Source organism: Castellaniella sp., from assembly GCF_036379515.1.
GTDB lineage: Bacteria > Pseudomonadota > Gammaproteobacteria > Burkholderiales > Burkholderiaceae_B > Castellaniella.
On sequence record NZ_DASVGN010000028.1, the window covers coordinates 46,748 to 57,838 of the forward strand.

General features: G+C 60.7%; 17 protein-coding genes and 1 pseudogene. 6 read left to right on the forward strand and 12 right to left on the reverse strand.

The window, feature by feature from the left end; all coding sequences use genetic code 11:
* The first annotated feature begins 7 nt into the window (after positions 1 to 7).
* The 4 genes from cyoB to VF285_RS09665 are packed head-to-tail and all read left to right on the forward strand — an operon-like array spanning position 8 to position 3,895.
* Positions 8 to 2,017, forward strand: a complete 2,010-nt coding sequence (gene cyoB, locus VF285_RS09650; RefSeq protein WP_346952412.1) for a cytochrome o ubiquinol oxidase subunit I — start codon at positions 8 to 10, stop codon at positions 2,015 to 2,017.
* Complete coding sequence (gene cyoC, locus VF285_RS09655) at positions 2,014 to 2,637, forward strand: cytochrome o ubiquinol oxidase subunit III (RefSeq protein ID WP_346952413.1); 624 nt, start codon at positions 2,014 to 2,016, stop codon at positions 2,635 to 2,637. Before cyoB ends, cyoC begins: the two co-directional genes overlap by 4 nt.
* Positions 2,634 to 3,089 carry a cytochrome o ubiquinol oxidase subunit IV gene (gene cyoD, locus VF285_RS09660; RefSeq protein WP_346952414.1) on the forward strand — a complete coding sequence of 152 codons (456 nt, stop codon included), beginning with the start codon at positions 2,634 to 2,636 and terminating at the stop codon, positions 3,087 to 3,089. The genes cyoC and cyoD overlap by 4 nt, the downstream gene beginning before the upstream one ends.
* Before the next feature lie 47 nt (positions 3,090 to 3,136).
* Positions 3,137 to 3,895, forward strand: a complete 759-nt coding sequence (locus VF285_RS09665) for an SURF1 family protein (protein WP_346952415.1) — start codon at positions 3,137 to 3,139, stop codon at positions 3,893 to 3,895.
* Between the two features lie 98 nt (positions 3,896 to 3,993).
* On the opposite strand, the gene rpsQ is transcribed toward VF285_RS09665, so the two are convergent.
* The 10 genes from rpsQ to rplC are packed head-to-tail and all read right to left on the reverse strand — an operon-like array spanning position 3,994 to position 8,741.
* Positions 3,994 to 4,275 (reverse strand): 30S ribosomal protein S17, encoded by a 282-nt coding sequence (gene rpsQ / locus VF285_RS09670; protein ID WP_346952416.1) that lies wholly within the window; start codon positions 4,273 to 4,275, stop codon positions 3,994 to 3,996.
* Between the two features lies 1 nt (position 4,276).
* A complete protein-coding gene (rpmC, locus tag VF285_RS09675; protein WP_346952417.1) occupies positions 4,277 to 4,468 on the reverse strand; it encodes a 50S ribosomal protein L29 in 192 nt (63 codons plus the stop codon).
* A gap of 8 nt (positions 4,469 to 4,476) precedes the next feature.
* Complete coding sequence (gene rplP, locus VF285_RS09680; RefSeq protein WP_346952418.1) at positions 4,477 to 4,893, reverse strand: 50S ribosomal protein L16; 417 nt, start codon at positions 4,891 to 4,893, stop codon at positions 4,477 to 4,479.
* A 3-nt stretch (positions 4,894 to 4,896) separates the two neighbouring features.
* A complete protein-coding gene (gene rpsC, locus VF285_RS09685) occupies positions 4,897 to 5,676 on the reverse strand; it encodes a 30S ribosomal protein S3 (protein ID WP_346952419.1) in 780 nt (259 codons plus the stop codon).
* A gap of 9 nt (positions 5,677 to 5,685) precedes the next feature.
* A complete protein-coding gene (gene rplV, locus VF285_RS09690; RefSeq protein ID WP_346952420.1) occupies positions 5,686 to 6,015 on the reverse strand; it encodes a 50S ribosomal protein L22 in 330 nt (109 codons plus the stop codon).
* A gap of 3 nt (positions 6,016 to 6,018) precedes the next feature.
* A complete protein-coding gene (gene rpsS / locus VF285_RS09695) occupies positions 6,019 to 6,294 on the reverse strand; it encodes a 30S ribosomal protein S19 (RefSeq protein WP_346952421.1) in 276 nt (91 codons plus the stop codon).
* A gap of 10 nt (positions 6,295 to 6,304) precedes the next feature.
* The gene (gene rplB / locus VF285_RS09700) at positions 6,305 to 7,132 is read right to left on the reverse strand and encodes a 50S ribosomal protein L2 (RefSeq protein WP_346952422.1); all 828 of its coding nucleotides are present in this window, start codon (positions 7,130 to 7,132) and stop codon (positions 6,305 to 6,307) included.
* Complete coding sequence (gene rplW, locus VF285_RS09705; RefSeq protein ID WP_346952423.1) at positions 7,133 to 7,429, reverse strand: 50S ribosomal protein L23; 297 nt, start codon at positions 7,427 to 7,429, stop codon at positions 7,133 to 7,135.
* Positions 7,426 to 8,049: a 50S ribosomal protein L4 gene (gene rplD, locus VF285_RS09710; RefSeq protein ID WP_346952424.1), complete on the reverse strand. Its 624-nt coding sequence runs from the start codon at positions 8,047 to 8,049 to the stop codon at positions 7,426 to 7,428. Before rplD ends, rplW begins: the two co-directional genes overlap by 4 nt.
* A gap of 2 nt (positions 8,050 to 8,051) precedes the next feature.
* Positions 8,052 to 8,741, reverse strand: a complete 690-nt coding sequence (gene rplC, locus VF285_RS09715; RefSeq protein ID WP_346952425.1) for a 50S ribosomal protein L3 — start codon at positions 8,739 to 8,741, stop codon at positions 8,052 to 8,054.
* Between the two features lie 399 nt (positions 8,742 to 9,140).
* On the opposite strand from rplC, the gene VF285_RS09720 reads away from it, so the two are divergent.
* Entirely contained in the window at positions 9,141 to 9,530 is a 390-nt protein-coding gene (locus VF285_RS09720) for a copper resistance CopC family protein (RefSeq protein WP_346952426.1), read from the forward strand.
* Between the two features lie 3 nt (positions 9,531 to 9,533).
* Positions 9,534 to 10,427, forward strand: a complete 894-nt coding sequence (locus VF285_RS09725) for a copper resistance D family protein (RefSeq protein WP_346952427.1) — start codon at positions 9,534 to 9,536, stop codon at positions 10,425 to 10,427.
* Positions 10,428 to 10,585: 158 nt separating this feature from the next.
* Here VF285_RS09725 and rpsJ read toward each other — a convergent pair whose 3' ends face one another.
* Both rpsJ and VF285_RS09735 read right to left on the reverse strand, forming a co-directional pair.
* Positions 10,586 to 10,897, reverse strand: a complete 312-nt coding sequence (gene rpsJ, locus VF285_RS09730; RefSeq protein WP_043679008.1) for a 30S ribosomal protein S10 — start codon at positions 10,895 to 10,897, stop codon at positions 10,586 to 10,588.
* Between the two features lie 55 nt (positions 10,898 to 10,952).
* Positions 10,953 to 11,091 (reverse strand): annotated as a pseudogene (locus tag VF285_RS09735) (elongation factor Tu); the annotation flags it as partial.

An 11,091-nucleotide genomic window follows, 5' to 3' on the forward strand; every position in this document is an offset into this window, starting at 1 on the left:
ATGCACCATGCCTGACCGTTCCGCTCTTCTCAATTTTTTCCTTGGCCGGCTGACGCTGGAGTCCCTGCCCCTGGACAACCATATCGTGGTGGGCACCTTCGTCGTGGTGGCGCTCATCGGCATTGCCATCCTTGCCTTTGTCACCGTCAAAGGCTATTGGGGTTATCTGTGGCATGAGTGGCTCACCAGCGTAGACCACAAGAAGCTGGGCATCATGTACATGATCCTCGCCACGGTCATGCTGCTGCGCGGGTTCTCGGACGCCATCATGATGCGCTCGCAGCAGGCCATCGCCTTTGGCAGCAACCTGGGATACCTGCCGCCGCACCACTACGACCAGATTTTCTCGGCGCACGGTTCGATCATGATCTTCTTCGTGGCCATGACCTACATCATAGGGCTCATGAACTACGTCATGCCGCTACAGATCGGCTCGCGCGATGTGGCCTTCCCCTTTCTCAACAACCTGAGTTTCTGGCTGACCTTCTCCGGCGTCATCCTCTTCATGCTGTCGCTGTTCGTGGGCGATTTTTCCACGGCCGGGTGGCTCGCCTACCCGCCCGTGTCCGAGCTGCAGCAGAGCCCGGGGTCGGGGGTGGATTACTACATCTGGGGCCTGCAGTTATCAGGGATAGGCACGCTGCTCACGGGCATCAACTTCGTCGTGACCGTAGTGAAGATGCGCGCCCCCGGCATGACGCTCATGAAGATGCCCATGTTTTGCTGGACCACGCTGTGCACCAGCGGGCTCATCGTAGTGACCTTCCCGATTCTCACTGCCGCTCTTTTCCTGCTGTCGCTGGACCGTTACCTGGGAATGCATTTCTTCACTAACGGGTTCGGCGGCAACCTGATGCTCTACATCAACCTGATCTGGGTCTGGGGCCATCCCGAGGTCTACATCCTGGTCCTGCCGCTGTTCGGGGTGTTCTCGGAAATCGTCCCGACTTTCTCACGCAAGCCGCTCTTTGGCTACGCCTCCATGGTCTATGCCACGGCCGCCATCATGGTGCTGTCGTACCTGGTATGGCTGCACCATTTCTTTACCATGGGCTCGGGGGCAGACGTGAACTCGTTCTTCTCGCTCACGACCATGATCATCTCGATCCCGACAGGGGCGAAAATCTTCAATTGGCTCTTTACCATGTACAAGGGTCGCGTGCGGTTCACGGTGCCCATGTACTGGACGATGGGGTTCCTGTTCACGTTCACGATCGGCGGGATGACGGGTGTGATGCTCTCGGTGGCGCCCGCCGACTTTCTGCTGCACAACAGCCTGTTCCTGATCGCCCACTTTCACAACGTCGCGATCGGCGGCGTGGTGTTCGGCATCTTTGCAGGCATCAACTACTGGTTTCCCAAGGCCTTCGGCTTCTACCTGGATGAATTCTGGGGCAAGGCCTCGTTCTGGTTCTGGCAGATCGGCTTCTGGTTTGCCTTCGGCCCGCTGTATGTGCTGGGGCTGATGGGCGTGACGCGTCGCCTGAGCCACTTCGACGACCCCAGTCTGCAGATCTGGTTCGTGCTGGCGGCATTCGGTGCCTTCCTGATCCTCCTGGGCATCCTGGCGTTCATCATGCAGCTTTACGTCAGCATCCGCCGGCGTGAAGAATACAAAGTGGGCAATGACCCCTGGGGCGGCCGCACGCTGGAATGGGCTACGACCTCTCCTCCACCCGCTTACAACTTTGCCTTTATCCCGCAAGTCCGCGAACGTGATGCCTGGTTCGACATGAAGACCCACGGCGTGACGAGACTGCTCGAAGGTTTCAACGACATCCACCTGCCGCGCAACACGGGCGCGGGTCTCATCATCGGGTTGCTGGGCCTTGCCTTCGGGTTCGGCATGGTCTGGTACATGTGGTGGCTGGCAGTGCTGTCCTTCATCGGTATCCTGGCCGTGGCCATCTACCACACCTTCGACTACCACCGTGAAGAAAGCGTTTCCGCTTCTGAAGTGGAGCGGGTCGAACACACCGGGATCTGGACTGCCAACGCTGAAGGGGCGATCGCATGAGCACCATGGCCAACCAGGCGGCGCGCGGCCTGCCTGCCTTCTACTGTCGCGAAGAACCCCACGCCCACAACGGTACCTTGCTGGGGTTCTGGATCTACCTCATGAGCGATTGCTTCATCTTCGCATCGCTCTTCGTCAGCAACGCCGTGCTAGGTACACGCTACGCCGGGGGACCCACCGGGGCCCAGGTACTGGATCTGACGGGGCTCGCCTGGAACACGGCGCTGCTGCTGCTGTCGTCCGTGACCTTCGGCTTTGCCATGCTGCAGATCCGGCAGGGCAACAAACGCGCAATGCTGGGGTGGCTGACAGTGGCTGGCCTGCTGGCCGCCGGCTTCGTCGGGCTTGAGATTCACGAATTCGCCGACATGATCGCGATGGGTGCGGGTCCGGGCCGCAGTGCCTTCCTGTCATCCTTCTTTGCGCTCGTCGGTACCCACGGCCTGCACGTCAGTGTAGGGATTCTGTGGCTGATCGTGCTCATGACGCAGCTCGGTCGCCACGGCCTGAATTCGGCCAACATTCGCCGGCTTCAATGCCTGAGCATGTTCTGGCACTTTCTGGACCTCATCTGGGTGGGCGTCTTCAGTTACGTGTATCTGGTAGGAGTATTGCGATGAGTTCGGTTTCTGTATCCGAGGCCACTGCCGCTGGCCGCGAAGACCAGTCTTCCCAGATTCACCAGGGGTCGTTTGCCAGCTACGTGACCGGGTTCGTTCTGGCTGCCGTCCTGACCATTGCGGCCTTCTGGCTGGTGATGGCGCATGTCTTCGAGAACCGCTGGGTCACGATTCTGCTGGTGCTGGGGCTTGCCGTGGTTCAGATCGGAGTTCACATCCATTATTTTCTGCACCTGGACACACGCTCTGAAGAAGGCTGGAACATGCTGGCCTTCATCTTCGCGGCGGTGCTGGTGCTGATCGTGCTGGGCGCTTCGATCTGGGCCATATACCAGGAAAACCAGAACATGATGCCGCGCGTCCAGGCCCTGCAGGCAGTCACTTCGGCTGGTGCGACGACGATGCCGTCCATGCCCACCGCGCCTTCCATGCCCTCCATGCCTGAAAAATGAGCACGCTGGCTTCACGGCAGCGGAGTTCTGCCGTCACCGCCAGGAGGATGTTCTGGTTGCTGGTGGCGGCCGCACTGTGCACTGGCTTCATCCTGCTGGGCAACTGGCAGCTGCGACGCCTCACGTGGAAGCTCAAGCTCATTCATGACGTGAGCACGCGGGTGCACGCACCGCCCGAAGCCCCCCCGGGCCCCTCCATGTGGCCGATGGTCCGAGAGGGTCACCTGCAATACCTGCACGTGCGTCTGAACGGCCACTTCATGGCGGGGACGCCCACACTGGTCCACGGCACCAGCCCCGATGGCTATGGATACTGGCTCATGGCGCCCTTCCAGACGGAAGACGGTTTCATCGTACTGATCAACCGCGGGTACGTGCCCGCCAATTGGGGCCTGCCGTCGGCGCGCGGCCTTCTTGCTTCTCCCGGCAACGTGCGCACCATCACCGGACTGCTTCGATTCTCCGAACCCAAAGGTGGATTCTTGCGCTCGAACCAGCCGGCCACCAACCAATGGTATTCGCGCGACGTGGACGCGATTGCACAGGCTCAGGGGCTATCGATCGGATTGACTGCGCCCTACTTCATCGACGAAGACGCCCACCCCGGCGTGCATGCCTGGCCTGCGGGCGGGCTGACCAAGATCCACTTCCGCAATGCCCACCTGGGATATGCCATCACCTGGTATGGGATGGCACTCACCGTGCTAATTGGAGCAGGCATCCTGACATGGCGCTCCATGCACCCCAAGCGTGCGGACACACGCAATTCCGCAGACGGCGGCTCGCCCGAACCTGAGCATTCATGAAAAAACCTCGCCGAAGCGAGGTTCCATGAAACAGCAGGCGGGCGGATACTGCTGCGACCCGCCTCGAGGCCTGGCTTGCGCCCGGCCCCGACACATCATCAGATGACGTGAACGGCTTCAATCAGGCGCACCACCGTCCAGGACTTGGCCTTGGAGATGGGACGACCTTCAGCGATCTCTACCGTATCGCCTTCGTTGTACTGATTGGTTTCGTCATGCGCCTTGTACTTGGCAGAACGCTTGACGAACTTGCCCAGCACCGGGTGCTGAACACGGGTCTCGACGCTGACGACGACCGTCTTGTTCATCTTGTTACTGACGACCTTGCCGATCAGCGTCCGTTGACGCTTGGCAGTGCTCTTTTCAGTTGAGGGGGTCATGTTACTTTCCTGCGTTCTCAGTCTGGATGGTGCGGATGCGCGCGATGTCGCGACGCACCTTGCCCAACTGACTGGTGTTGGAAAGCTGCTGGGTGGCACGCTGCATGCGCAGGTTGAATTGTGCCTTCAGCAGACTCTCGAGCTCGGATTGCAGCCCGGCGGCGTCTTTTTCACGCAGTTCACTGGCTTTCATAGTGGCTCCTAGGCGCCCGCGCGACGCGACACGAAGGTCGTCGCGATAGGCAGCTTGGCGGCAGCAAGGCGGAAGGCTTCGCGTGCGGTTTCTTCCGTCACGCCTTCCATTTCGTACAGCACCTTGCCGGGTTGGATTTCGGCGACCCAGTATTCCGGATTGCCCTTGCCGTTACCCATCCGGACTTCGGCGGGTTTCTGCGAAATGGGCTTGTCCGGGAAGATACGGATCCAGATCCGGCCGCCACGCTTGATGTGGCGGTTGATCGCACGACGGGCGGCTTCGATCTGGCGAGCGGTCAGACGGCCACGACCCGTGGCCTTCAGACCGAATTCACCAAAGGACACCTGGGCGCCACGCGTGGCAAGACCCGTGTTGCGGCCCTTTTGCTCTTTGCGATACTTCCTGCGAGCGGGTGACAGCATGTTTTATTCTCCTTCAGGCGCCGGCGCAGCAGAAGCCGCATCACGACGCGGGCCACGACCACGGCCACCGGGACGACCCGGACGGTCGCTGCGCGGACGGCGCGGACGGCGTTCTTCGTCGCGAGGCGCGGCAGTCTCGGGGGGCATTTCGCCATTTGGCAGCATGTCGCCCTTGTAGACCCAGACCTTGATCCCGATGATCCCGTACGTCGTTTGGGCTTCAGAGAAGCCATAATCGATGTTCGCACGCAGCGTATGCAGAGGCACACGGCCTTCGCGGTACCACTCGGTGCGGGCGATCTCGATGCCGTTCAGACGACCGGAGCTCATGATCTTGATACCTTGAGCGCCCAGACGCATGGCGTTCTGCATGGCGCGCTTCATGGCGCGTCGGAACATGATGCGTTTTTCGAGCTGCTGGGCAATCGAGTCGGAAATGAGCTGAGCGTCGGTTTCCGGCTTGCGGATCTCTTCGATGTTGACGTGCACAGGCACGCCCATCAGGCGCTGCAGATCGGTCTTCAGGTTTTCGATGTCCTCGCCACGACGGCCGATCACCACGCCCGGACGAGCCGAGTAGACGGTGATACGGGCGTTCTTGGCCGGACGCTCGATGACGATGCGACCCACTGAAGCCTGCTTGAGCTTCTTCTTCAGGTATTCGCGAACGCGGATGTCTTCGGCCAGCATGCTGCCGTAGACCTTGTCGTTGGCATACCAGCGGGAAGTCCAGTTGTGATTGACCGCAAGGCGGAACCCAATCGGGTGAATTTTCTGTCCCATTGTGACTCCTTAAGCCCCGACCTTGACCACGATGTGGCAAGTCTGCTTTTCAATGCGGTTGCCACGGCCTTTGGCGCGGGCCGAGAAGCGCTTCATCGACTGGGCCTTGTCGACGTGAATCGTCGTGACCCGAAGTTCATCGATGTCGGCACCGTCGTTGTGCTCCGCGTTGGCGATGGCCGATTCCAGAGCCTTTTTCAGGATGGTGGCGGCCTTCTTGGGGCTGAACGTCAGGATGTTGAGCGCGTGCGCCACGGATTTTCCGCGAATCAGATCCGCCACGAGGCGGGTCTTCTGCGCAGAAATATGGACGCCGCGAATGACTGCGGTGGTTTCCATGGCTTACCTCTTGGCCTTTTTGTCCGCCGCGTGACCCTTGAAGGTACGCGTCAGGGCAAATTCGCCGAGCTTGTGACCGACCATGTTCTCGTTGACGTAGACAGGAACGTGCTGGTGGCCGTTGTGCACGGCAATCGTCAACCCGATGAAGTCGGGCAGGATGGTGGAACGGCGCGACCAGGTTTTGATCGGCTTCTTATCTTTGCCCGCGACGGCGGCATCGACCTTTTTGATCAGATGCGCATCGACGAACGGGCCTTTCTTGATCGAACGTGACATAGCTCGCCTCTTATTTCCGCTTGCGACGCGAGACAATCATATTGTCCGTGCGCTTGTTTCGACGGGTCCGATAGCCCTTGGTGGGAGTACCCCACGGGCTGACCGGAACGCGGCCCTCGCCGGTGCGGCCTTCGCCACCACCATGCGGGTGATCCACCGGGTTCATGACGACACCACGGACCGTAGGACGAATCCCACGCCAACGCGTGGCACCAGCCTTACCAATCTGGCGCAGGCTGTGATCACCGTTGCCCACTTCACCAATCGTGGCGCGGCAATCGATGTGCACTCGGCGGACTTCACCGGAGCGCAGGCGGACCTGAGCGTAGACACCTTCGCGGGCCAGCAAGACGGCCGATGAACCCGCGGAGCGAGCCATCTGGGCGCCCTTGCCGGGCAGCATTTCGATGCAGTGAATCGTGGCACCCACGGGGATGGCACGAATCGGCAGCGTGTTGCCGGTACGGATCGGAGCTTCGAGACCAGAGACGACCTTGGCACCGACTTCGAGACCTCGCGGGGCGATGATATAGCGACGTTCGCCGTCGGCATAGCACAGCAGTGCCAGGTGAGCCGTCCGGTTGGGGTCGTATTCAAGGCGTTCGACCTTGGCGACGATGCCGTCCTTGTTGCGACGGAAATCGACGACGCGGTAGTGCTGCTTGTGACCGCCACCCCGATGGCGCACGGTGATGTGGCCATTGTTGTTGCGGCCTGAGCCACGCGATTGGCTTTCCAGCAAAGGTGCGTGCGCCGGGCCCTTATGCAGCTCGGGGTGCACGACCTTGACCATGCCACGGCGACCTGCGGACGTGGGCTTGACTTTCATCAGCGGCATTTAGTGGACCTCCGAAAAGTCGATTTCCTGCCCAGCTTTCAGCGACACATAGGCTTTGCGGTCGTTGCGGCGACGGCCCATGAAGCGGCCAAAGCGCTTTTCTTTGCCCTTGCGGTTCGTGACCTGAACCGAGGCGACTTCGACCTTGAACAACAGTTCGACGGCGGCCTTGATTTCGGGCTTGGTCGCGTCAGCGACCACGCGGAAAGCAACCTGGTTGTTTTTTTCGGCGATCATCGTGGACTTCTCAGTCACGATGGGCGCCAGAATGACTTGCATCAAACGTTCGGCATTCATCCCAGCAACTCCTCGAGTTGGGCGACCGCCGACTTGGTGATCAACACTTTTTTGTAGTGGACCAGCGACAGCGGATCGGCGTAGCGCGTTTCGATCACTGCCACGTGAGGCAGATTACGCGTTGCGAGGTAAACGTTTTCGTCCAGCGCATCGGTGATGATGAGGACGGGCTCGTTGATCCCGAGGCTCTTGAGCTTGGCGGCAGCCAGCTTGGTCTTCGGGGATTCGAGGACGAAGGATTCGACCACGGCCAGACGGTCTTCACGCACCAGTTGCGAGAAGATGGTGCGCAGACCTGCGCGGTACATCTTCTTGTTGACCTTGTGGCTGAAGTTTTCTTCCGGCGAATTCGGGAACGTGCGACCACCCCCACGCCAGATCGGCGAGGACGTCATGCCGGAACGTGCGCGGCCGGTACCTTTTTGGCGCCAGGGCTTCTTGGTCGAGTGCTTGACGTCGCGGCGATTCTTCTGCGCGCGATCGGCGGTGCGGGCGTTGGCCTGATAGGCCACTACGATCTGGTGCACCAGCGCTTCGTTGAAGTCGCGGCCGAAGATTTCGTCAGCAGCCGCCAGGGTTGCCGAAGACTGACCCTGATCATTCAGGAGCTTGAGTTCCATGATTAGGCTCCTTTCTTGGGCGCGGCCTTGATGGCAGGACGCACCACGATGTCGGCGTTTTTGTGGCCGGGGACGGCGCCGCGCACGAGCAGCAGGCCGCGTTCGGCGTCGACACGCACAACGTCAAGGTTCTGTGTCGTGACGGTGTCGTCACCCAGATGACCTGACATGCGCTTGCCGGGGAAGATGCGGCCCGGATCTTGCGCCTGGCCGATGGAGCCTGGCACACGGTGCGAACGCGAGTTGCCGTGCGAAGCGCGTTGCGAACCGAAGTGGTGGCGCTTGATGGTGCCGGCAAAGCCCTTGCCGATGGTGGTGCCGGTGACGTCGACCAGTTGGCCGACCTCGAAGACCGATTCCACGGCCACGACGGAGCCCGCTGTGAATTCAGCAATCTTGGCGGGATCGAGACGGAATTCCTTGAGCATGCTGCCCGCCTCGACGCCTGCTTTGGCGAAGTGGCCGGACAAAGCCTTGGTAACACGTGTGGCGCGCCGCGTGCCGTAGGCAAGCTGCACGGCCGCGTACCCGTCGACCTCTGGAGTCTTGACCTGGGCGACGCGGTTGTTGGACACATCCAGCACCGTGACCGGGATGGATTCGCCATCGTCGGTAAAGATGCGGGTCATGCCAACCTTACGTCCCACCAGCCCAAGCCGCCAGGCGGCAGGCGTAGGTGTCGTATTCGACATTGTTTTCTCCGGGGTATTGAAACCCGTAAGTCTTACTTCCCGACTGCGATTGGCCGGGGCTAGATCCGCCGTGTAAAAGCCCCAAAAGGGCCAACGCGGCAGCCTGCCACCTAAAAAACAGGCAACAGAGCCTGGCATTCTAACATGCAGACTCGGTACAAAACAAGGACTTAGTGGTCCGCTGCATTCGGCGCGAGGATGTCCAGCCCCTCCAACACGAAAACCCTCACGCCAGGAGCGTTAGCGTTTTCCCCAATACGCGGAGGATATAGAATGAAGCGGGTCACCGGTAAGAACAGATGCCGGACCCACAACCAGGCGAGGCACGACACGGCATAGGCTCCACAGGAAGACCAGACCGGCTTTGCCCACTTTGCACCAACAACTGAGGCTTTCACGATGAAGATTGTTTCAACACTCAGGTCCCTGGAGTCCTTCCTTTGCCTATCCGCCGCGGCTGGCGTGATTTTCCTGGGCAGCGCCGGCCAGGCGCTGGCGCACGCCCACCCCGTCCATGAATCGCCCGCACCCAACGCAATCGTGACAGCCCCTTCTGAAGTCCGCATCAGCTACGACGACCCAATCGAACCGGCACTCAGCCACCTGACCGTACAGAACGCACAAGGCAAGCAGGTCAACCAGGCAAAGTCCAGTGTCGAAGGCAAGGCGCACAAGACTATGCGCGTCGCATTACCCGCGCTGGCCGCCGGTCAGTATCAAGTCCAGTGGGTAGCGGTCGCCGACGATGGCCACCGCACACACGGCAGCTACAAATTCACCGTGAAATAGCGGGTGACCGCCGTAGACTTTGCAGCTGACTGGCTGCAGCCGCTGTTTGGCACCTGGATAGACGTCGCGCTCGCCGCCTGTGTCGGCGTCGCGATCGTACGCGGTGCGGTATCTGCCAACGCCACGGCCCGCCTGTCGCACCTCGCCTGGCGGGCCGTCATCTTGCTTGGCGTGGGTCTGGCGGCCTACCTGTGCGTCGCCACGGTGGCCATGACCGACACCAGCATGCCTGACTTTCCAGGTTCCCTCTGGATCGTACTGACGCAGTCGGACTTCGGCAGCATGATCTGGGTAGCAGCCGCTGCCTGGATTGCATTGGCGCTTGGTGCGCGCCTGTCGAACGTGCGGAACGCCGGACCCCATCTGGCTGGCTGGCTCTACCTGGCAGGCCTGATCGCATTCAGCTACGCGCGAGCCGCCACCGGGCACGCTGCTGATCATGGCTTTCTGAGCCTGACGGTGGGCGTACACACCCTTCATGTTCTGACAGGCTGTGCATGGGCTGGCTCAGTCGGAATCAGCACCCTGCTGACGCCGGCATGGCGGGTCTGGTCGATGCAGCAGCGCAAGGCGCTGGCACACCGACTGTCAACCACAGCCACAATCGCCGTGCCGGTTGTCGCAATCAGCGGGTTGATCAATGCTTTCCGGATGCTGGGGCATTCGGTCCATCTCTGGGGTTCGACCTATCTCTGGATACTTCTGGCGAAAGTCTGCCTGGTGGCGATCGCCGTGGCACTGGGCTCATGGAACCGCTGGTTCTGGATGAAGCGCCTGGACGCCGGCCAAGAAGCGGCAGCCCGAGGATTCAACCTGGTGCTCGGCGTAGAGATGGTCGGCCTGATTGTCGTCCTGGCGCTGGCGGCCAGGCTCGGTATCACCATGGCGCCAGCATGAGGCGCCCGCAGTAGTCAGACAAGAGCTGCTTGGTCTCAGGGGTGAAGGACTGCATGCAAGTCCGATGGGTGCGACTGTGAGCCAAAGAAAAACGCCATGCTCTTGCGGGCATGGCGTTCCGAAACTCGCTGCAACCTATCAGGCTGCGGCGTGTTCAATTACTGCAGCGCAATTTCGACATCCACGCCCGCCGGCAGATCCAGACGCATAAGAGCGTCAACAGTCTTGTCAGTCGGGTCGACGATATCCATCAGACGTTGATGGGTACGCATTTCGAATTGGTCGCGCGACGTCTTGTTGACGTGCGGCGAGCGCAGCACATCATAGCGACGGATGCGCGTGGGCAACGGCACGGGGCCACGGACCACGGCGCCAGTGCGCTTCGCCGTGTCGACGATCTCGGCGGCGGACTGATCGATCAGCTTGTAGTCGAACGCCTTCAGGCGGATGCGAATTTTCTGGCTTTTCATGGGGGTTCCTAAAGAACGAAATCCGGCGGAAGCAAAGCTCCCGCCGAGGCATCAATTACTTGATGATTTTGGCGACGACGCCGGCACCGACGGTATGACCGCCTTCGCGAATGGCGAAGCGCAGGCCCTCTTCCATCGCGATCGGCGCAATCAACTGCACCGTCATCGTCACGTTGTCACCCGGCAATACCATC

Bases quoted from the DNA above. Each gene is read 5' to 3' on its own strand.
- cyoB (WP_346952412.1), top strand. From the start codon at position 8: ATGCCTGACCGTTCCGCTCTTCTCAATTTTTTCCTTGGCCGGCTGACG.
- cyoC (WP_346952413.1), top strand. From the start codon at position 2,014: ATGAGCACCATGGCCAACCAGGCGGCGCGCGGCCTGCCTGCCTTCTAC.
- cyoD (WP_346952414.1), top strand. From the start codon at position 2,634: ATGAGTTCGGTTTCTGTATCCGAGGCCACTGCCGCTGGCCGCGAAGAC.
- VF285_RS09665 (WP_346952415.1), top strand. From the start codon at position 3,137: ATGTTCTGGTTGCTGGTGGCGGCCGCACTGTGCACTGGCTTCATCCTG.
- rpsQ (WP_346952416.1), bottom strand. From the start codon at position 4,275: ATGACCCCCTCAACTGAAAAGAGCACTGCCAAGCGTCAACGGACGCTG.
- rpmC (WP_346952417.1), bottom strand. From the start codon at position 4,468: ATGAAAGCCAGTGAACTGCGTGAAAAAGACGCCGCCGGGCTGCAATCC.
- rplP (WP_346952418.1), bottom strand. From the start codon at position 4,893: ATGCTGTCACCCGCTCGCAGGAAGTATCGCAAAGAGCAAAAGGGCCGC.
- rpsC (WP_346952419.1), bottom strand. From the start codon at position 5,676: ATGGGACAGAAAATTCACCCGATTGGGTTCCGCCTTGCGGTCAATCAC.
- rplV (WP_346952420.1), bottom strand. From the start codon at position 6,015: ATGGAAACCACCGCAGTCATTCGCGGCGTCCATATTTCTGCGCAGAAG.
- rpsS (WP_346952421.1), bottom strand. From the start codon at position 6,294: ATGTCACGTTCGATCAAGAAAGGCCCGTTCGTCGATGCGCATCTGATC.
- rplB (WP_346952422.1), bottom strand. From the start codon at position 7,132: ATGCCGCTGATGAAAGTCAAGCCCACGTCCGCAGGTCGCCGTGGCATG.
- rplW (WP_346952423.1), bottom strand. From the start codon at position 7,429: ATGAATGCCGAACGTTTGATGCAAGTCATTCTGGCGCCCATCGTGACT.
- rplD (WP_346952424.1), bottom strand. From the start codon at position 8,049: ATGGAACTCAAGCTCCTGAATGATCAGGGTCAGTCTTCGGCAACCCTG.
- rplC (WP_346952425.1), bottom strand. From the start codon at position 8,741: ATGTCGAATACGACACCTACGCCTGCCGCCTGGCGGCTTGGGCTGGTG.
- VF285_RS09720 (WP_346952426.1), top strand. From the start codon at position 9,141: ATGAAGATTGTTTCAACACTCAGGTCCCTGGAGTCCTTCCTTTGCCTA.
- rpsJ (WP_043679008.1), bottom strand. From the start codon at position 10,897: ATGAAAAGCCAGAAAATTCGCATCCGCCTGAAGGCGTTCGACTACAAG.